Origin of the sequence: Aliirhizobium smilacinae, assembly GCF_006335145.1 — a bacterium.
Classification (GTDB): domain Bacteria; phylum Pseudomonadota; class Alphaproteobacteria; order Rhizobiales; family Rhizobiaceae; genus Neorhizobium; species Neorhizobium smilacinae.
The window spans coordinates 344,710-363,121 of the sequence record NZ_VDMN01000001.1 but is presented as its reverse complement, the minus strand read 5'-3'; the positions used below and the strand labels follow the sequence as shown (position 1 = coordinate 363,121).

The window sequence follows — 18,412 nt, the reverse complement described above, 5'->3', positions numbered from 1 at the left end:
CGCAGCTATGGGTCAGACGGTCTCGAACGGCACGGTAATATGCCGCTTCTGCGTCAGCCACTGCGGCACCGGCAGGCCTTTCGACTTCAGGAAATCCGGATTGAACAATTTCGACTGGTAGCGGTTGCCGTAGTCGCACAACACGGTGACGATCGTGTGGCCCGGGCCGAGATCCTTCGCCAGCCGGATAGCGCCGGCGATATTGATGCCGGATGATCCGCCAAGGCAAAGGCCTTCTGTCTCCACCAGGTCGAAGATGTAGGGCAGGGCCTCCGCGTCGGAGATGCGATAGGAGAAGTCCGGCGTAAAGCCTTCGAGATTGGCGGTGATCCGGCCTTGACCGATGCCCTCCGTGATCGAGTTACCTTCCGACTTCAGTTCGCCATGCGCATAATATTCGTAGAGCGCCGCGCCGTCGGGATCGGCGATGCCAATCTTGATATCCGCATTCCTGGCTTTCAGGCCCATTGCCGTGCCGACCAGCGTTCCACCGGAGCCGACAGAGCAGATGAAACCATCGACCTTGCCGCCCGTCTGTTCCCAGATTTCCGGTGCCGTGGTCTCGATATGCGCCTGCCGGTTGGCAACGTTGTCGAACTGGTTCGCCCAGATCGCACCTGCCGGTTCGGTTCTGGCCAGCTGTTCGGCAAGCCGGCCTGAGACTTTCACGTAATTGTTGGGGTTTTTGTAGGGAACCGCCGGAACCTCGACCAGTTCGGCGCCGAGAAGTTTCAGCGCATCTTTCTTTTCCTGGCTCTGAGTTTCCGGAATGACGATGACCGTTCTGTATCCGAGCGACTTCGCCACCAGCGTCAGGCCTATCCCGGTATTACCGGCGGTGCCCTCGACGATGATGCCGCCCGGCCTGAGCAGTCCCTTGCGCTCGGCATCGCGGATGATGAACAGAGCGGCCCTGTCCTTCACCGATTGACCGGGATTGAGAAATTCGGCCTTGCCGAGAATTTCGCAGCCGGTCTTTTCCGACACATCCTTCAATCGGATGAGCGGGGTATTGCCGATGATATCGATGACATTGGGATAAGAGATCATGATAACGCGCCTTTTTGGCTGATTTAATCAGCGTCTTTTCCACGGACAAGCGCTAGAGCGCAAGAAAATCCGTTCTTGGCTCTGCTTCTGATGAGAAATGCTCTGCCGTGTTGCGGAACAGATGTCAAAAGCCGACCGTGGCGGAGCAGCTTCCGATTGCCGGTCAGATAAGACGCGCATGCGCGATTTTGACCCAATCGGGCGAACCCCCAAAATCTACCATCTTTACGTTGTGTGAATACGCCTCTAGATTTGACAACAGACATGTTGCTGAACCTTGAACGGCTGAATCTGCTGATTGCGCATTACGTCGCCGGTTGCCTTCCGGAGCCGGCGCATATCCTCGTGGGCTCTCATCTGGAGATGCAGCCGTCATCGGGCCGTCTGGTTGATCAACTGGAAATTCTGGCTGGAGAAAGTCTTGATGACGCCGAGCCCAGCGCATTGTCCTCTTCGCCTGATCGTTTGAAAGCGATCCTCGAATCAAGGCCGCAGATTCAAACGCCGCTATTGATGACGGAACACGACGATTCGCTACCGCGCTTTCTGCGTTCCTATGCGGGACGAAATCTTGATGACGTTCCCTGGAAAACCAAGCTGCCCGGCCTGAAGCAGCACGTGATCGAAAAAGACTCCGGCATGGAGGCCAGCCTTTTATGGGCAAGGCCGGGTCGGGCTCTACCACACCATCATCATCGCGGTCTTGAACTCACCCTGGTATTGCAAGGGCAGTTTCATGACCATAGAGGCGCGTTTTCGGAAGGGGACGTCTCCGTTGCCGATGAGACGATTACGCATCGACCCGTAGCAGGTGCAAACAGCTCATGCCTGTGCTTTTCGGTCCTGCTGGCACCGATCACACTAAGCGGCCCGACTTTCAGGATTGTCGGCGACATATTGGGCATCTAGAGCGTTACCGCGCGAAAGTGTGCAGCGGTTTTTGCGCGGAATATGAGATAAAACATAGGCTAAAGGGCATCCGAAGGATCGCGATATGCTTTAGCCAATTCTATCCGCGCATAAAACAGCGGTCGCCCGGAAGGCGACCACTCATTAGCAGAATGAAAGCTCCAGGCGTCAGTTGACGTGAAGTTGAGCTTCACTCACGGCATTTTCGAACTGTTGCCGGGCTTCTTCCGGCGTACGGCGCCCGTCAAGGGCTGCGCGGCAGCAACTCCTTGCCTTGACGAAATGCGGCCCGCGCAAATCAGGCCAGCGATCGGTCAGTACAAGCAATGCTTCCGATGGGCTGCTGATCATCTCGATACCGAGATTCCCGAATGCGATTTGAACCGGCTTTTGCCAATTTCCCTGCGGCATGAACCATCCTCCCAGTGATCAGCCCCGAACTGACATGAGCTTACACCTCGGGTTCTGTTGCTGCTACGAATTTTTTCTCGTTTAGAGTGTGTTTGTTGGGCCAAGTTGCCGCATATGCGTTTTTTCGTAGAAACCGCTTGCGCTTGAAGAGTGTTCCGGAAGATCGGTACCGGTGGTTAGCATTACCTGTCAGATGGTTGGCGGGTTTCGGAAGCTGTTTTGGCATCCGGGCGTCGCTTGCGTCGCGACCACCAGATCACCATGCGGCGGCGCCTGCGCCGGATGAAGGATATGTCGTTCGACAGGACGACGAATCCGAGCGGCAACATCCAGAAGCCGAGTACGGGAAGAAACCCGAGCGTACCTCCCACCATCAAGGCCGACCCTAGGCCAATGCGGCCGGCGCGTGATTTCGGCATGGGAATTCGCCATGTTCCGAGGGCCAGTTTGCCGCTGCGAGGGTCAATACCGAAATGCCGTTTGTGCGGTGCCGAGACCATCCAGTCAAAAATCCCTTTGAATTTGCACGATGTCTGCCTGCGAGATGGGGAGGAACTGGGGATTAAACAAGCAATTTGGTTTTTTTAGAAAAAACCGCTTGGCAAATCGGAAAAGCATGCGTATTACCCGCCGCACACGCCGCGACGCGGTGTTCCCTGGTAGCTCAGCGGTAGAGCATTCGACTGTTAATCGACAGGTCGCCGGTTCGAATCCGGCCCGGGGAGCCAGATTTAAAGAGGCCCTGTTTTCATGGATAACCATGAAGACAGGGCTTTTTTTATTCTTGTTGTTCTGGATAAACCCGCGAGCAGCTCCGTCATCTCCTGGCGGGTTCATTATATGTCGCGGCACGTCGGATCCTTTGGCCGCCATTTTATTCTCTCTCAAGAAAAAGCGGGTGCCGGCTTTGCGCTCAACGCTCAGCCAGGACATTTGTCCCGCGAATGCTGAATTCCCATCCATGTCTCTTCATTCTGGTGTTGACTTTTAATAAGGAAAAATAGAACATAAAGTGAACATGATGGAGGTGCAGATGAAACGTGCCGAAGATGTCGCAGAACGCGCCCTTGCCATGGTCGCCGCTTCCCGTGCGTTACGGGAGCGTCATGACAAGCAGCGCAAGGAAGTTTACGAGCGGGTGCAGCTAGCCTCGCTGCGAAAGCCGAATATCCCAAAGGGGATCCAGCTCAGATTGAACCTGCAATAATGCCGACACGGTTGCGCCGTGCCAGGATGTTTTTATGTAGCCTGAGCGGCTTGGCCGGATCAGCTGAAGAAAGTGGCAAGCCCTTGGCCCGCGCTGAAGGCTGCATAGGCAAGAACCCCGAAATAGACGATCGTGATCACATTGAAGAAGTGGCCTGCGAGCACGACCGCGCCGTCCCGCTGCAATATGCCTGCCGCAAGCAGAAGGATGGCTATACCGGGAAGCGTGTTTGAGAAGGGGATCAGGCCCAGGGGAAACATCAGCAGTACGCCCGCAAGCGTGATCGCAAGCCCGTTCAACCGATTGACGGCCGCTCCGGTCGTCAAACTACGCAGACGCGGTTTGAGAAAGCGGTCCAGGCGGGAGACGATGTTGGCGCCTTTATCCAGCGCCGGAATAAGCTTCTGGGTATCGAGTTGGCGATCCAGGATCTTGCTCGGCAACCAGGGCATCCGGTTGAGTGTGATGGCTATGCTGATTAGGATGATAGCCGCGCCGAAGACGGTACTCACTCCGGGAATAGAAACTGGAATGAGAAACGGCAGCGCGGCGACGGCGCAAACAAGCAGCAGTCCCTGTTCCCCGATCCGCTCCATCAGATCCCGCAGGGATACCGTTGGTCCCTGAATGCCTCTGATGAGATCCCGAAGAGTTTCACTCAGCGAAGTACTGGTGTCCTGAAAGTCGAATTTCGCGTGCAAAACCATACTCCATTGCCGCCACAGGGGTGGCAATGGATAGCAGCAACAGCTCATCAAGCAAAGTCGAAGCTCCTACTTCTGCGGGAAATGGAGCCTGATCCGAGATGTATTTCTGCGTTTTTGCTACTTTTGGTGTGTCTCTAGCCAGTGGTCATAGACGCCGCAAATAACGACCACGGCCAAAACGCCGAGAACAATGGGATTGATGGATGTGAAAAATTCAACGTAGTGCATGCCAGTCTCCTCCTACTGCATGTTCGATACCGGGTTCCTTCCCGACCGGTACACGTGGATGTTATCACCAACGTGCTTTCGATGCAAAAATTGTTACCCGGCAAAATGCCGCAGCTGTCGGATTGAACCAATTCGGCAGGAAAATTGACGGAGAATGGAGAGCGTGACTTGATGGCTTGCAAAAGGCTTATTTTTAGCATTTTGCAGCGGCGCGCAGGGAGACGTTCGGATCTGTCGAGGTGTCGGTTCGTGGCGATCAGGCGGGGTGCTGGAAGTGGTTTTTGGAAGCTGGATCTAGAAGAGTGCCAGTACCATATGCAGAACATAGAGTATGCTAGAAAGCGATATGATGGTCGCGAGCGCCGCAAAGGCGTCTGAAAAAGTGAGCTTCATGTCGATCATCGCCGTCATGGCGATCCTTCTGAAAAAAAGGTTCTGGCGGCAACATCGCCGCTTCGGACATGATTAGGCGGCGTGATTTAAAAAATGGCCTAATGGGAATTGTAAATGATCGGTTAAATGACGGCTGGTTTCGATCGGCCGGTCATCCGAGCATTTTCGCTTCTATGCTGGCGAGCACGAAGGTCTCTCTCACGGTGTCGAGTGAAACCTGCCGCTGCAGGGATTCGGCACATTCCTTCAGAGCTTTCAGGTAATAGACACCGTCCCGAACCGGCCAGCGCCATTTCAGATATTCAAGCGCTTCGCGCGGGCCTCTGATCGTCTCCTGAAAACCGTAGCCGACCCTCACGCGTACCGGCTGGGACCATAAAATCGGATTCTGGATATACATATCGTTCATCTGCTGCACCTTCATCGCGGCGCAGAAAACGGGTGAGGATAGGTAAGGTTCCGGGGTCTCGATCGGATTTTTCAAGGTCGCAAAGCGGGACGCGGAGGCCAAGACGCGCATTCAAGTTTGAATGCCGCAACCACGGATGGGGAGGCGATATATACACGCGACAACAGTTCCGCGGCGAATGTTCGATCACAGGGTATGTTCAAGGGGAGATTGGAGGCCTCGCCCGGAATTGAACCGGGGTACGAGGATTTGCAGTCCTCTGCGTCACCACTCCGCCACGAGGCCATCCATGCAGTATTTTGCGGTGTGTGCCGGGGCGTTTAGAACGAATCGAATTGCCGCGCAAGCGCCTTGAAGGCCAACCCGCATATTTTTCTTGTCGCATCCGGTGTCGCAGAAATTTCATACGTCCACCCAAGTCCTGCCACGTGTCATGGTTAATTTTCAACTTCTTTACGCCAGCCTGGAACCAGAAGGCGCGTCGCGCGCTTTTATGGTCGCAATTCCCGCGAATGGAGGATCGGATCCGTGCTCACCAAATTCGTCAATGCGTTTCGCCCGTCTGTTGTCGATGCTGAAGGAACCGGCACGTATCCGGATGGCCTGTTCGCCGCGGTGATTGCGCGCCAGCCGCAATTCGATGGCGCAGCCGGCCTGCGGTCCTCCTATGAGCAGGATTATTCGGTGGCGAAAAAGCTCAACGAGCCTTTAAGGCCTCATTCCTGAAGCCTGTTGGGACCGTTCGGCGGAACAGGACGATGGCGGTTTCTCATCGAGCCGTCACGCACCGTCTTGAAACCGGCGGCTTGCGCCAGTAATACGGTCGGCAAACAGGATACGAGGCGCAGGACATGATAGATTTCGAGGCTGCCCGGATAAAGATGGTGGAACACCAGATCCGGACCACTGACGTAACGTCGCATTCGGTTCTGCGCGCCTTTTTTTCGGTGGCGCGCGAGGCGTTCGTGCCTGAAAAGGCAAAGCCGCTGGCTTATCTCGATGCGGATATCGAACTGTCACCCGGTCGCTATCTCATGGAGGCGTCACCCTTGGCCAAGTTGCTTCAGGCGGCCGAAATCACCAAGGATGACAGGGTTCTGGAAATCGGAACGGGCAGCGGTTATGTGGCCGCCCTGCTGTCGCGGCTGGCAGGTTCGGTGACAGCGCTCGAAAGCGATCCGGCCTTGGCCGAACTGGCTGCCGGCAATCTGAAGTCTTTGGACTGTCAGAACGTGGATGTCGTCACCGGCGAGCTGACCAAGGGCCATGCGCCCAACGCACCCTATGATCTTATTTTCGTCAATGGCGCGGTGGAAGAGGTGCCTTCTGCGCTTCTGGATCAACTCACCGAGGGCGGACGGCTCGTTGCTGTCGTCGGTTATGGAAACGCCGCGCAGGCGAAAATCTTGCTCAAGGAACACGGCGCGATCTCCGAAAGCTCGCGTTTCAATCTTTCCGTAAAGCCGCTGCCGGGCTTCGGCAAAATCAGGGAATTCGTCTTCTGATTCGGGTGTCAGTGACCATCTGACGAGGGGCGCCTGGCGCCCCTTTTTCGTTTTCGGCCCATGGAGGTTGTTGCGCAGAGGACTCAATGCCTGTGCAAAATCTGTGTATCGCCATCTTTGCCGCTCCTCGTCACATTGTGTCTTGTCGCCAAGCCCTTACACTGAGGACAAGGTTACGACCGTCGAACAGGCGGCAGAACTTGGCAATTACGAGGACGAAATGGCTCAGCCAAATGTAGCGCGTGAACCCTCCATGGAGGAGATACTGGCGTCGATCCGCCGGATCATCGAAAGCAATGATCCGGGTTCGGATACGGCTGGCCTGCATGGCGCATCTTCCGCTTACGATGAAGACGAGCTTGAAAGCTTTGATGACGAAGGCGCTTTCGCCCCCGATCTGGCTGCCAATGACGCCGGCCTTCCGCGCCAGCCGGAATTTGCCGTGCGGGCGGAGCCGGTTGAGGCTCCTGCTGCGGCAGAAAGATCGCTGTCGCTTGCCGATGTTGCTGCCAGGGTTCGTGCCGCCTCCGCGCGCCACCAGGACATGGCGGTATCCCGGTCTTTTGGTGGAGCGGATGTGCCGTCCTCTCTGGCGCCTGATACGGCATCGTCCAGCACCGAAACGGTAACGCCAGCCGCGTTCAGGGAGCCTTCTGCACCGGTGATTTCCCTGGCGCTACCTGAACTGCGCCCTTCTTTTGCCGACGTGGCAATCCGGGAGCCAAGCCGTCCGGCCTTGATCGAAACAGCGCCGCCAGCGGAACAAGAGGCCCCGTATCAGCTTGCTGCCGAGCCATCGCAGGACGCTGTGGTTTCCGAGCCGGAAATGCCGGAGCCCGTCGAGGCGCCGCATCAGCCTCTGCAAACGGAAACGCAGACGGACATTGCTCCGGCTGGAACGTCGATCGCGGCCATGGCTGGCCTTCTGTCCGAAGCGGCAGGTGCGCAGGTGGCAAAATCGTTCGGCGAGCTGGCTGAGGTTTTCGACGGCTTGCAGCGCCGCTCCGTCGAGGAAATGGCCCAGGAAATGCTTCGCCCGATGCTGCAGGAATGGCTGGACGACAATCTGCCGACGCTCGTCGAGCGTCTCGTGCGGGAAGAAATCGAGCGCGTCGCCCGCGGTCCCCGCCGTTAATCGAGCCGATATTTCGGCTCTGGCGTTATTGAATATGGCCGCTCCGGTAACGGGGCGGCTTTTTTATTGACTACCGGTGCCCCATCTCTTTAACACCGCACCATCTTATTCATAAAAGAAAAACAGGTCAGGAAATGCTCGAGAAGACCTACGACTCCGCCGCCGTTGAACCGAAGATCGCCAAGGCCTGGGACGATGCCGATGCTTTCCGCGCCGGCGCCAATGCCAAGCCGGGTGCGGACACGTTCACCATTGTGATTCCGCCGCCGAATGTGACGGGTTCGCTGCATATGGGCCACGCGCTCAACAATACGCTGCAGGACATCATGGTCCGCTTCGAGCGCATGCGCGGCAAGGACGTATTGTGGCAGCCGGGCATGGACCATGCCGGCATCGCCACTCAGATGGTCGTCGAGCGCCAGCTGATGGAGCGCCAGCTCCCCGGCCGCCGCGAGATGGGCCGTGAGGCTTTCGTCGAGCGCGTATGGGACTGGAAGGCCGAATCCGGCGGCGTGATCTTCAACCAGCTGAAGCGTCTTGGCGCTTCCTGCGACTGGTCGCGCGAGCGCTTCACCATGGACGAGGGCCTGTCGAAGGCCGTGCTCGAAGTCTTCGTCTCACTCTACAAGGAAGGCCTGATTTATCGCGGCAAGCGGTTGGTCAACTGGGATCCGAAATTCGAGACGGCGATTTCCGACCTCGAAGTAGAGTCCAAGGAAGTTGACGGCCATATGTGGCACTTCAAGTATCCGCTGGCCGGCGGCGAAACCTATACCTATGTCGAGAAGGATGCGGACGGAAATATCGTCCTCTCCGAAGAGCGCAATTACATCTCGATCGCCACGACCCGCCCGGAAACCATGCTGGGCGACGGCGCGGTTGCTGTTCATCCGTCGGATGAGCGTTATGCACCGATCATCGGAAAACTCTGCGAGATCCCGGTTGGCCCGAAAGAGCATCGCCGCCTGATCCCGATCATCACCGACGAATATCCGGAACCGGATTTCGGCTCCGGCGCCGTCAAGATCACCGGCGCGCACGATTTCAACGACTATCAGGTCGCCAAGCGCAACCGGATTCCGCTCTACCGCCTGATGGATACGACGGCGTCGATGCGTGAAGACGGCGAGGCTTATGCCGTCTATGCGGCCAAGGCGCTCGAAATCGCCAAGTCCGGCGAGTTGCCGAACGAAAGCGATGTCGACGAGATCAATCTCGTGCCGGAAGAATATCGTGGTCTCGATCGTATGGTTGCCCGCACGAGGATCATCGAGGCGATCAATGCCGAAGGCCTTGCCGTCACGGTCAATGATGCCGAAGGCAACGACATTCCCTATGTCGAAAAGAAGAAGATCATGCAGCCGTTCGGCGACCGCTCCGGCGTCGTCATCGAGCCGATGCTGACCGACCAGTGGTTTGCCGACGCCAAGACGCTCGCGGAGCCTGCAATCGCTTCCGTTCGCGAGGGCCGTACCAACTTCGTGCCAAAGAACTGGGAAAAGACCTATTTTGACTGGATGGAGAACATCGAGCCGTGGTGCATTTCGCGCCAGCTCTGGTGGGGCCACCAGATCCCGGCCTGGTATGGACCGGATGGTCAGTGCTTCGTTGAAAAAAGCGAGGAAGAAGCGCTTGAGGCTGCTATCCAGCATTATCTTGCGCATGAAGGTCCCTGGAAGGCCTGGGTTCAGGAAAAGCTTGAGAACTTCCTGCCGGGCGAAATCCTGACCCGTGACGAAGACGTTCTCGATACCTGGTTCTCGTCTGCACTGTGGCCATTCTCGACGCTCGGCTGGCCGGACAAGACGCCGGAACTGGCGCGCTATTACCCGACCAACGTGCTCGTCACCGGTTTCGACATTATCTTCTTCTGGGTGGCCCGGATGATGATGATGGGCATGCACTTCATGAAGGACGCCGAAGGCAATCCGGTCGAGCCGTTCAACACCGTTTACGTCCACGCGCTGGTTCGCGACAAGAATGGTCAGAAGATGTCGAAGTCCAAGGGCAACGTCATCGATCCGCTCGACCTGATCGACGAATACGGCGCCGATGCGCTGCGCTTCACGCTGGCCATCATGGCCGCGCAGGGTAGGGACGTGAAGCTTGATCCGGCCCGCATTGCCGGTTACCGCAACTTCGGCACCAAGCTGTGGAACGCCACGCGATTCGGCGAGATGAACGGCGTTGCCCGCGATGCCGCCTTCAAGCCGGAAGATGCCAAGCTGACGGTCAATCGCTGGATCCTGACCGAACTTTCGAAGACGGTGGACGAAGTCACCACCGCGATCGAGACGCATCGTTTCAATGAAGCGGCCGGCGGTCTCTACCGATTCGTCTGGAACCAGGTCTGCGACTGGTATGTCGAATTGCTGAAGCCGGTCTTCATGGGTGAGGACGAACAGGCGAAGGCGGAAGCACAGGCCTGCATGGCCTATGTCATGGAAAAGACCTATGCGCTTTTGCATCCGTTCATGCCGTTCATGACGGAAGAACTGTGGGAGCATACGGCAGAGCGTGACGGTCTTCTCGCGCATGGCGACTGGCCGACGGCCGATTTCAGCGATGAAGACGCAGCCGGCGAGATCAACTGGCTGGTCGATCTCGTTTCCGGCCTGCGTTCCGCCCGTTCGGAAATGAACGTGCCGCCGTCCGCCACCGCACCGCTGATCGTCGTCGGCGCCAATGAGGTGACCGCCTTCCGCATGCGTCGCAACGAAGCTGCGATCAAGCGGCTGGCGCGCGTCGAAAGCATCGACCCGGCGGATGTTGCGCCGAAAGGTGCTGCGCAGATCGTTGTCGGCGAAGCGACCGTGTGCCTGCCGCTCGGCAACCTGATCGATCTGGCTGCCGAAAAGGCTCGTATCGAAAAGGCGATCGTCAAGACGGAACAGGAAATGGAGCGCTTGAACAAGAAGCTCTCCAACGAGAAGTTCATCGCCAATGCCGATCCGGAAGTGGTGGCGGCAGACCGCGAGCGTTACGCGGAACTCGAAGTGCAGCTTGCCAACCTCAAGATCGCGCTGATCCGGATCGCCGAAGCCGGCTGATTTTCAAATGGTTTCATTAACTTCAAATGCCGCATCCAGTCATGGGTGCGGCATTTTTGCGTGCGTTTACATGTCCTATTGATTTATTGTGCGACTGCGCAACCGGAGAAATCCGCGATGTTGCGAGAAGGTCACAACCGCATGTTACCACAAGATAAAATTCTACAGCCGGCTGCGATTTGTCAATTCCGCAGGTAATTTCATCTCTTGTCGGCCGATTCTCTCCCCGTTGCTGAAGAGCTTACGTAAATTTTGAGCGATTGTGCATTGCAGTCGTCCCGACAGCCGAAAGTTGTTGTTTAGGTTCAGCCATTTACAGTGGTGCCGGTAACTTACCGGGAATGGGAGATAACATGGTAAGACGCTTTGTTTCTGGCGGATTTCTGGCTGCGGCGGCGGTCGGGATTCTGCAATCACCAGCGCTCGCGGGAGGGCTTGAGCGCGGCGGTTACAATATCGATCTCTTGTTCGATACGTCACGCTTCACGGCGGAAGCGACATCGACGTTTGTGATGCCGGATCGCAAGCTGAAGAATGTCAGGGATACGGATCCGACGCCGTTCAACCCTGCGGGGGGAACCGCCGGTGGCGGTGATCTGACGGGCCTGCCGACGTCGGCAGATGGCAGCGAGAACTACTGGTCGCCTCGTATCGGCGCGAAGGCCGGTATAGGTGATGCTACGGACTGCATGTTCGATTACTCGGAACCATGGGGCGCGCACAAGAATCCTGGCACCAACTGGGCAGGCGCAAACGAGGATGTCGAGACCAAGGTCCAGAGCCGCAACTACGCGCTAACCTGTTCTTATCGTTTTGATATGGGACCGGGGCAGCTTCGCCTGATCGGCGGTGGCTTCTATCAGGAAGTCTATGGCTTCCAGGAACGTCTGGTTCAGGCTTTTCCGGCCGGATTTCCACTTTCGGGCGTTGGTCGTCTTGATTTGGAAGGCGAGGGCTGGGGTTGGCGTGCAGGTGTTGCCTACGAAATTCCGGAATACGCATTCCGTGCCAGCCTGGTCTATAATAGCGAAGTCAAGCTGAACGATATCACCGGCACGCTTAATCTCTCCCAGGTTTCTGGCACCCCAAAATTCGACGTTTATGGCTCTCAGGCCATGCCGGACGTTCTTGAACTCAAGGTGCAATCCGGTATCGCGCCCGACTGGTTGGCCTTCGGTTCAGTGAAGTGGGTCGATTGGAGTCAGTTGCAGAAGGTGCCGTTCTTCTGCTCTTCCGGGGTTGCAGGTGTATGTGCTGCCGGCACTCAGGTCACAACACTCGACCTCGGCTACCGGGACGGCTGGACGGTCATGGGGGGGGTCGGTCACAAGTTCACTGAACAGTGGAGCGGTGCCGTCAGCCTGACCTGGGATCGCGGTACGTCGCAGGGCTTCGGCTCGCAGACAGATACTTGGGCACTCGGCGTGCTTGGTAGCTACTCGCCCACCAAAAATGTCGAATTCCGTCTCGCTGGCGTTCTCGGTCTGATGACGGGCGGCTCTTCCCGCACCGTTGTGCTGGACGGCCAGACTTACGGCCAGAGAGCGAACTACGATTTCGACGACGATATCGTCGCTGCGATCTCGACGGGTATAAAGGTTCGTTTCTGATCTCAGCTTGCATGAGCAGACAAAAGCCCGGTTTCGATCGGGCTTTTTCTTGGCTGGTTATTCGCGCGACCACTAAAATGTTGTGACGATTTCGCAACACTTTTTTGTGACGATCACGCCGCGCTTCAAGGCTAGGACTTTTGTCCATTTCCCGCCACAAACGAAGCGCAGCGGTAGGGAAGTAGAGAGCACGGACTGCGGGGGCGGAATGTGCATGTTGGAGTATCATGGGCGGGTTTTCTGAAGATAAACGGGGCTTTGCTGGTTCGGACAGACGGATTTCGAATTCGTTTTCCGCTTTCGCAGCAACCTTGTTTTGGGGTCCAAGTCTTGCCGAAAATGGAACCTACAGTTTCTCTCGCCTATCGGGAGGCGAAATGTCGGGATCGTCTTGTCCTGATCTTTCGTACGCACGGCCAATAATGCACGCCTCGGCTCCCAGCCGTGCGCGGGTCGAAAGAAACTGAACCATGCGGAAGTCTGGCACTGGATCCATGAGAGTATTGCTTCTTGGAATATCGCTGGCGGCATTCTGTGCCGGAAACGCTCTTGCCTTCGACATCAAGGCAGGTGTGTCGAAGGAGTCCGGCCCGTTCGATCTCTTCAAGTTCGGCTTCAAGGCTTACAAGAACGGCCAGAAGGAAGACGCGGTCGAGGCCTATCGTTACGCCGCCGAAAAAGGCCATACCGGTTCGCGCTGGGCGCTGGCCAATATGTATGCCTATGGCGATGGTGTGACCAAGGACGACTATACGGCCTTCAAGATATACAACGAAATTGCCGCTCAGGGCGTGGAGCCGGGATCCGAGGATACGGGTTTCTTCGTCAATGCGCTTCTGTCGCTTGCCGGCTACTATAGCCATGGAATTGCCGGAAGCCCGGTAAAGCCTGATCTTTATCAGGCACGTCAGCTCTATTTTCAGGTTGCCTCGACCTTCGGCGTGGCGGAAGCGCAATATCAGCTCGCCAGGATGATGCTGTCGGGTGAGGGCGGCGGCTCCAACATCCAGCAGGCCAAGAAGTGGCTCAATCAGGCCCGCAAGACCGGCCATGCCGGCGCCATGGCGGTGTTTGGTAATATTCTTTTTCAGGAAGGGCAGGCGGTACGCGGCCTGGCTTTCATGACGGCCGCACTGGACCGCTGCATCGCCAAGGATTGCGGCTGGATGGAACAGCTTCAGGAACAGGCGTTCTCCGTCGCCGACGAACGGGATCGCCGCGGCGCGGTCGCGCTGTCGCACCAGCTGGCAGATACGGACGACTGACCCGAGCAGCGCTCAAGAAGCGCGTTCGGGCCGATGGTGGCTGACGATCAGGCCGCGAAATCGAATATGCCGACCACCGGAACGTGATCCGATGGTTTTTCCCACGCCCGAACATGTTTTTCGATCGAGGTTGCCTTGAGCCGGTCTGCGGCTTCCGGTGACAGCAGAAGATGGTCGATGCGGATGCCGTTGTTCTTCGGCCATGCGCCGGCCTGATAATCCCAGAATGAATAAAGTTTTGTCGCGTCGGTCGTGGCGCGCACGGCATCGATGAGGCCGAGATTTTCCAGCCGGCGGAAGGCTTCCCTTGTCTGCGGCAGGAACAGCGCGTCAGTCGCCCACACGGCAGGATCGAAGCAGTCATGCGGTTCGGGGATGACATTGTAGTCACCTGCCAGGATCAGCGGCTCTTCCAGAGCAAGGCAGCTTTCCGCATGGCGACGCAGCCGTTCCATCCAGGCAAGCTTGTAGGGATATTTGACCGGGTCGTCGGACGGATTGCCGTTGGGCAAATAGATTGAGGCGACCCGGATGACGCCGCTTGCGACGGAAAACACGCATTCGATATAACGCGATTGCTCATCCACCGTGCCGTCCGCAGCTTCAGCGCCCGGCAGGCCGCGCATCACTTCGTCGGGTTTTGTCTTCGAGAGGATAGCGACGCCGTTAAAACCCTTCTGGCCATGCGTTTCCACATGATAGCCGAGTGATTCGATCTCGAGCCGCGGAAAACCTTCGTCGATCGATTTTATTTCCTGAAGGCAGACGATGTCCGGCGATGAATCGGCAAGCCACTGGCGCAGGTTGTCGATCCGCGCCTTGACGCCGTTGATGTTCCAGGTCGCGATCTTCATGCCGTATCCACCTTAATGTTCCGTTCGTCTCTTTTAGACGATCGGGCGCTGGAGGGAAGACGGATCAGATCGAAATGCCGATCGGGAAAGAAGGATCAGATGGAGAAGCTCGTACCGCAACCGCAGCTGGCGACCGCGTTGGGGTTCTTGATCTGAAACGATTGGCCGAGCAGGTTATCGACGAAATCGATTTCGGATCCGGCCATGTAGATGAGCGACATGCTGTCGATCAGCACCTTGGCGTCCCCGTTCTCGATTACCACGTCGTCGTCCTGCGGCGAGTCTGTCAGATCGAACTTGTAGGAAAAGCCGGAGCAGCCGCCACCTTCGACAGAGACGCGCAGCGCCTGCTTACCGGCATCTGCCGACACGATCTGGGTGATGCGCTTGGCCGCGGCATCGGAGAGGGTTACATTTTCAGTCATTTCGTGTCTCCTGCCGGGGTGAAGGCCCGGTGAGTTTCGGGCCGGTGCCCGAATAACTCGAAGATAGGTGTCACCGGCTTTGCGCACGGTTTCACTATAGGTATGAAGGCGTGAACGGCACGTCAATGGGCCGTGCGGGATGGAATTGCAATGGAAATGCAGGTGAAGGCATGACGATCGATACCAGAGCGCTCGGTTTCGGAGGCGGTGAGCGGGCGGTTTATGCGTCGGACCCATGGGGTTCGCGGGGCCGGCTGTTTCCCGAAGACGGCAGTCTGACGCGCTCGGAGTTCCAGCGTGACCGCGACCGCATCGTCCATACGACCGCGTTTCGCCGGCTCAAACACAAGACCCAGGTCTTCATCAGCCCCGACGGCGATCATTACCGGACTCGTCTGACCCATACGATCGAAGTCGCCCAGATCGCCCGTGCGCTTGCGCGTGCTTTGAAGCTCGACGAGGATCTGGCCGAAGGCGTGGCGCTCGTCCACGATTTCGGCCATACGCCCTTCGGGCATACGGGAGAGGATGCCCTCGACGAGGTGATGAAACCGTTTGGCGGCTTCGATCACAATGCCCAGTCGCTTCGCATCGTCACCAAGCTGGAGCGACGTTACGCGGATTTCGACGGCATCAACCTGACCTGGGAAAGCCTCGAAGGTCTCGTCAAGCACAACGGTCCACTGATGACGCCGGATGGCAAGGGGTTGCACGGCCCGGTACCGCAGCCGATCCGCGATTATTGCCAGCTTCATGATCTCGAACTGGCAAGCTTTGCCAGCCTGGAGGCGCAGGTCGCAGCGATCTCGGACGACATAGCCTATAACACCCATGATATCGACGACGGGCTGCGCTCGGGCTTGCTGACGTTCGACATGCTGGAGGAAGTGCCGTTCCTCGCGGGCATGATGAAAGAGGTGAGGGATCGTTATCCCGGCCTCGAAGCTTCGCGTTTCGCCTATGAAGTCACGCGCCGCCAGATCACCCACATGGTCGAGGACGTGATCGGCGTGGCGCAGGTCAATCTCGATACGGTCCGACCGCATAGCGCGGCTGATGTGAGAGCGGCAGGGCAGGTTATCGCGACGTTTTCGCCGGAAATGGCTCAGACGGACCGCGCCATCAAGAAGCTGTTGTTCTCGCGCATCTACCGCCACCCCGAGATCATGCGCATCCGCGAGGGCGCGTCACGGATCGTGACGGATCTTTTCGCGGCCTACATGAACGACCCGACGCTGATGCGCAGTCATTACTGGGTCAATCATATTTCCGGCCTGACGGATGCCGCGCGCGCCCGGCATGTGTCGGATTACCTGGCCGGGATGACCGACACCTATGCCATCCGGGTACATGGGGAGTTGTTTGACCAGACTCCCGATTTGCGCTAGGCCGACCTCCAAACACCAACGGCTTTTCAAAGGCCCGCTTCGCATTGCGCGTGGATACGAGATATGAACCTTTTTGCTGACTTCGATACAAGAATTAAGAATGCGCTGGAAACGATTGATTTTATCAAGGAAAAGCGCAGCGAAGTCGATTTCGGACGATTGACGGTAGAGCCGCCGCGCGACCAGAGCCACGGCGACGTGGCCACCAATGCCGCCATGGTGCTGGCAAAGCCGCTGGGCACCAATCCGCGCGCGCTGGCAGACCTGATTTCGGCTGCATTGCGCAATGATCCTGACGTCAGCGAGGTTTCCGTCGCCGGACCCGGCTTCATCAATATCCGTCTTTCGACCGGTTATTGGCAGCGGCTTCTGAGCTCGATCATCAGCGCCGGCACCGATTACGGTCGCTCGGTGGTCGGTTCCGGCAAGAAGACCAATGTCGAATATGTCTCGGCAAACCCCACCGGCCCGATGCATGTCGGTCATTGCCGTGGTGCTGTGGTCGGCGATGCGCTGGCCAATCTCCTGTCCTTTGCCGGCTACGATGTCATCAAGGAATATTACATCAACGACGCGGGCGGCCAGATCGAGGTGCTCGCGCGCTCTGTCTTCCTGCGCTACCGCGAAGCTTTGGGTGAAACCATCGGCGACATCCCGGCCGGGCTTTATCCTGGCGATTATCTTGTGCCGGTCGGCAAGGAGCTTGCCGACGAGTTCGGTCCGCGTCTGCACAACATGCCGGAAGAAGAGTGGATGCCGCTCGTCAAGGATCGTGCTGTCGCCGCGATGATGGTGATGATCCGCGAGGATCTCGAAGCCCTGAATGTTCATCACGACGTGTTCTTTTCGGAGCGGACGCTGCATGCGGAAGGCGCAAAGCTGATCCGTGCGGCGATCAACGACCTGACCTTTAAGGGCCATGTCTACAAGGGCAAGCTGCCGCCGCCGAAGGGGCAGCTTCCGGAAGACTGGGAAGACCGTGACCAGACGCTGTTCCGTTCGACGGAAGTCGGTGACGATATCGACCGGCCGCTGATCAAGTCCGATGGCAGCTATACCTATTTCGCCGCCGACGTCGCCTACTTCAAGGAGAAGTATGATCGCGGCTTCGACGAGATGATCTATGTGCTTGGCGCCGACCACGGCGGTTACGTCAAGCGGCTTGAGGCCGTCGCGCGTGCCGTGTCCGACGGCAAGGCGAAGCTGACGGTGCTTCTGTGCCAGCTGGTGAAGCTTTACCGCGACGGCGAACCGGTCAAGATGTCGAAGCGTTCGGGCGATTTCGTCACCCTGCGCGAAGTCGTTGATGAAGTTGGCCGTGATTCGGTTCGCTTCATGATGCTCTACCGGAAGAATTCCGAGCCGCTGGACTTCGATTTCGCCAAGGTTACTGAGCAGTCCAAGGATAATCCGGTCTTTTACGTTCAGTATGCACATGCCCGCTGCATGTCGGTCTTCCGGCAGGCGAAGGATGCTTTCCCGGATCTCGATTTCGATTCGCTCGATCTAGCCTCGACAGTCGGTGCCATAAGCGATCCGAACGAGTTGCAGCTGGTCGCCAAGCTTGCCGAATACCCACGGATAGTCGAGAGCGCAGCACTTTCGCAGGAGCCGCATCGCATAGCGTTTTACCTCTATGATCTGGCCAGCTTCTTCCATGCGCACTGGAATAAAGGTAAAGAACAACCTGAATTACGTTTTGTTAACGATAAAAACCGAGAATTGAGTATCGCCAGACTTGGGCTGGTGCGTGCGGTCGCTTCCGTATTGAGGTCTGGCCTCGGTATTACGGGCACGGCCGCGCCGGAGGAGATGCGCTAAAAACGCCCTCATTTGCCCATATTGCTCTGGCAGAAGCGTAGTAAT

18 protein-coding genes and 2 tRNA genes are annotated in these 18,412 nt (G+C 57.4%); 12 read left to right on the top strand and 8 right to left on the bottom strand.

The annotated features are described in order from the left end of the window. Positions 1–12: 12 nt before the first annotated feature. Positions 13–1,050 carry a cysteine synthase A gene (locus FHP24_RS01760; RefSeq protein WP_139672016.1) on the bottom strand — a complete coding sequence of 346 codons (1,038 nt, stop codon included), beginning with the start codon at positions 1,048–1,050 and terminating at the stop codon, positions 13–15. A gap of 264 nt (positions 1,051–1,314) precedes the next feature. Between FHP24_RS01760 and FHP24_RS01755 the strand changes: the two genes are divergently transcribed. Further along, positions 1,315–1,959 carry a ChrR family anti-sigma-E factor gene (locus FHP24_RS01755; protein WP_139672013.1) on the top strand — a complete coding sequence of 215 codons (645 nt, stop codon included), beginning with the start codon at positions 1,315–1,317 and terminating at the stop codon, positions 1,957–1,959. A 168-nt stretch (positions 1,960–2,127) separates the two neighbouring features. On the opposite strand, the gene FHP24_RS01750 is transcribed toward FHP24_RS01755, so the two are convergent. Both FHP24_RS01750 and FHP24_RS01745 read right to left on the bottom strand, forming a co-directional pair. After that, positions 2,128–2,370 (bottom strand): DUF982 domain-containing protein, encoded by a 243-nt coding sequence (locus tag FHP24_RS01750; RefSeq protein ID WP_139672010.1) that lies wholly within the window; start codon positions 2,368–2,370, stop codon positions 2,128–2,130. Between the two features lie 182 nt (positions 2,371–2,552). Next, on the bottom strand, positions 2,553–2,789 hold the full coding sequence (locus tag FHP24_RS01745; RefSeq protein ID WP_394344583.1) for a hypothetical protein: 237 nt from the start codon (positions 2,787–2,789) through the stop codon (positions 2,553–2,555). 234 nt (positions 2,790–3,023) lie between these two features. Here FHP24_RS01745 and FHP24_RS01740 point away from each other — a divergent pair. The 3 genes from FHP24_RS01740 (at position 3,024) to FHP24_RS28595 (ending at position 3,577) form a co-directional block, all read left to right on the top strand. Then, a tRNA-Asn gene (locus FHP24_RS01740) sits at positions 3,024–3,098 on the top strand. 22 nt (positions 3,099–3,120) lie between these two features. Continuing rightward, complete coding sequence (locus FHP24_RS01735; RefSeq protein WP_139672004.1) at positions 3,121–3,321, top strand: hypothetical protein; 201 nt, start codon at positions 3,121–3,123, stop codon at positions 3,319–3,321. Between the two features lie 82 nt (positions 3,322–3,403). Beyond that, the gene (locus FHP24_RS28595) at positions 3,404–3,577 is read left to right on the top strand and encodes a hypothetical protein (protein ID WP_180355855.1); all 174 of its coding nucleotides are present in this window, start codon (positions 3,404–3,406) and stop codon (positions 3,575–3,577) included. Positions 3,578–3,636: 59 nt separating this feature from the next. Here FHP24_RS28595 and FHP24_RS01730 read toward each other — a convergent pair whose 3' ends face one another. From FHP24_RS01730 to FHP24_RS01720, 3 genes are all read right to left on the bottom strand, one after another. After that, positions 3,637–4,278: an exopolysaccharide biosynthesis protein gene (locus FHP24_RS01730; RefSeq protein ID WP_139676073.1), complete on the bottom strand. Its 642-nt coding sequence runs from the start codon at positions 4,276–4,278 to the stop codon at positions 3,637–3,639. A gap of 778 nt (positions 4,279–5,056) precedes the next feature. Next, complete coding sequence (locus tag FHP24_RS01725) at positions 5,057–5,314, bottom strand: DUF982 domain-containing protein (RefSeq protein ID WP_180355854.1); 258 nt, start codon at positions 5,312–5,314, stop codon at positions 5,057–5,059. Positions 5,315–5,525: 211 nt separating this feature from the next. Further along, positions 5,526–5,599 (bottom strand) — tRNA-Cys (locus tag FHP24_RS01720). Between the two features lie 243 nt (positions 5,600–5,842). Between FHP24_RS01720 and FHP24_RS01715 the strand changes: the two genes are divergently transcribed. The 6 genes from FHP24_RS01715 to exoR all read left to right on the top strand — a co-directional run bounded on the left by FHP24_RS01715 (position 5,843) and on the right by exoR (position 13,879). Further along, complete coding sequence (locus FHP24_RS01715) at positions 5,843–6,040, top strand: hypothetical protein (RefSeq protein ID WP_139671998.1); 198 nt, start codon at positions 5,843–5,845, stop codon at positions 6,038–6,040. Positions 6,041–6,165: 125 nt separating this feature from the next. Then, positions 6,166–6,819, top strand: coding sequence for a protein-L-isoaspartate O-methyltransferase family protein (locus FHP24_RS01710; protein WP_139671995.1), 654 nt, complete (start codon positions 6,166–6,168; stop codon positions 6,817–6,819). Between the two features lie 220 nt (positions 6,820–7,039). Beyond that, a complete protein-coding gene (locus FHP24_RS01705; protein ID WP_139671993.1) occupies positions 7,040–7,954 on the top strand; it encodes a DUF2497 domain-containing protein in 915 nt (304 codons plus the stop codon). A 134-nt stretch (positions 7,955–8,088) separates the two neighbouring features. After that, positions 8,089–11,004, top strand: a complete 2,916-nt coding sequence (locus FHP24_RS01700; protein WP_139671990.1) for a valine--tRNA ligase — start codon at positions 8,089–8,091, stop codon at positions 11,002–11,004. 353 nt (positions 11,005–11,357) lie between these two features. Continuing rightward, on the top strand, positions 11,358–12,614 hold the full coding sequence (locus tag FHP24_RS01695; protein WP_139671987.1) for an OmpP1/FadL family transporter: 1,257 nt from the start codon (positions 11,358–11,360) through the stop codon (positions 12,612–12,614). 470 nt (positions 12,615–13,084) lie between these two features. After that, positions 13,085–13,879, top strand: coding sequence for an exopolysaccharide production regulator ExoR (gene exoR, locus FHP24_RS01690; protein WP_139671984.1), 795 nt, complete (start codon positions 13,085–13,087; stop codon positions 13,877–13,879). 47 nt (positions 13,880–13,926) lie between these two features. Here exoR and xth read toward each other — a convergent pair whose 3' ends face one another. Together xth and erpA are read right to left on the bottom strand one after the other, a co-directional pair. After that, positions 13,927–14,733 (bottom strand): exodeoxyribonuclease III, encoded by an 807-nt coding sequence (gene xth / locus FHP24_RS01685; protein WP_139671981.1) that lies wholly within the window; start codon positions 14,731–14,733, stop codon positions 13,927–13,929. A 95-nt stretch (positions 14,734–14,828) separates the two neighbouring features. Continuing rightward, positions 14,829–15,158, bottom strand: coding sequence for an iron-sulfur cluster insertion protein ErpA (erpA, locus tag FHP24_RS01680; RefSeq protein ID WP_139671978.1), 330 nt, complete (start codon positions 15,156–15,158; stop codon positions 14,829–14,831). A 170-nt stretch (positions 15,159–15,328) separates the two neighbouring features. Between erpA and FHP24_RS01675 the strand changes: the two genes are divergently transcribed. Then, positions 15,329–16,546 carry a deoxyguanosinetriphosphate triphosphohydrolase gene (locus tag FHP24_RS01675; RefSeq protein WP_139671975.1) on the top strand — a complete coding sequence of 406 codons (1,218 nt, stop codon included), beginning with the start codon at positions 15,329–15,331 and terminating at the stop codon, positions 16,544–16,546. 63 nt (positions 16,547–16,609) lie between these two features. Next, the gene (gene argS, locus FHP24_RS01670; RefSeq protein WP_139671972.1) at positions 16,610–18,367 is read left to right on the top strand and encodes an arginine--tRNA ligase; all 1,758 of its coding nucleotides are present in this window, start codon (positions 16,610–16,612) and stop codon (positions 18,365–18,367) included. Positions 18,368–18,412: the final 45 nt, after the last annotated feature.

What these genes read in the sequence shown, in the direction of transcription:
- FHP24_RS01760 (WP_139672016.1), bottom strand. Translation starts at nt 1,050, where the DNA reads ATGATCTCTTATCCCAATGTCATCGATATCATCGGCAATACCCCGCTC.
- FHP24_RS01755 (WP_139672013.1), top strand. Translation starts at nt 1,315, where the DNA reads ATGTTGCTGAACCTTGAACGGCTGAATCTGCTGATTGCGCATTACGTC.
- FHP24_RS01750 (WP_139672010.1), bottom strand. Translation starts at nt 2,370, where the DNA reads ATGCCGCAGGGAAATTGGCAAAAGCCGGTTCAAATCGCATTCGGGAAT.
- FHP24_RS01745 (WP_394344583.1), bottom strand. Translation starts at nt 2,789, where the DNA reads ATGCCGAAATCACGCGCCGGCCGCATTGGCCTAGGGTCGGCCTTGATG.
- FHP24_RS01735 (WP_139672004.1), top strand. Translation starts at nt 3,121, where the DNA reads ATGGATAACCATGAAGACAGGGCTTTTTTTATTCTTGTTGTTCTGGAT.
- FHP24_RS28595 (WP_180355855.1), top strand. Translation starts at nt 3,404, where the DNA reads ATGAAACGTGCCGAAGATGTCGCAGAACGCGCCCTTGCCATGGTCGCC.
- FHP24_RS01725 (WP_180355854.1), bottom strand. Translation starts at nt 5,314, where the DNA reads ATGAACGATATGTATATCCAGAATCCGATTTTATGGTCCCAGCCGGTA.
- FHP24_RS01710 (WP_139671995.1), top strand. Translation starts at nt 6,166, where the DNA reads ATGATAGATTTCGAGGCTGCCCGGATAAAGATGGTGGAACACCAGATC.
- FHP24_RS01705 (WP_139671993.1), top strand. Translation starts at nt 7,040, where the DNA reads ATGGCTCAGCCAAATGTAGCGCGTGAACCCTCCATGGAGGAGATACTG.
- FHP24_RS01700 (WP_139671990.1), top strand. Translation starts at nt 8,089, where the DNA reads ATGCTCGAGAAGACCTACGACTCCGCCGCCGTTGAACCGAAGATCGCC.
- FHP24_RS01695 (WP_139671987.1), top strand. Translation starts at nt 11,358, where the DNA reads ATGGTAAGACGCTTTGTTTCTGGCGGATTTCTGGCTGCGGCGGCGGTC.
- exoR (WP_139671984.1), top strand. Translation starts at nt 13,085, where the DNA reads ATGCGGAAGTCTGGCACTGGATCCATGAGAGTATTGCTTCTTGGAATA.
- xth (WP_139671981.1), bottom strand. Translation starts at nt 14,733, where the DNA reads ATGAAGATCGCGACCTGGAACATCAACGGCGTCAAGGCGCGGATCGAC.
- erpA (WP_139671978.1), bottom strand. Translation starts at nt 15,158, where the DNA reads ATGACTGAAAATGTAACCCTCTCCGATGCCGCGGCCAAGCGCATCACC.
- FHP24_RS01675 (WP_139671975.1), top strand. Translation starts at nt 15,329, where the DNA reads ATGACGATCGATACCAGAGCGCTCGGTTTCGGAGGCGGTGAGCGGGCG.
- argS (WP_139671972.1), top strand. Translation starts at nt 16,610, where the DNA reads ATGAACCTTTTTGCTGACTTCGATACAAGAATTAAGAATGCGCTGGAA.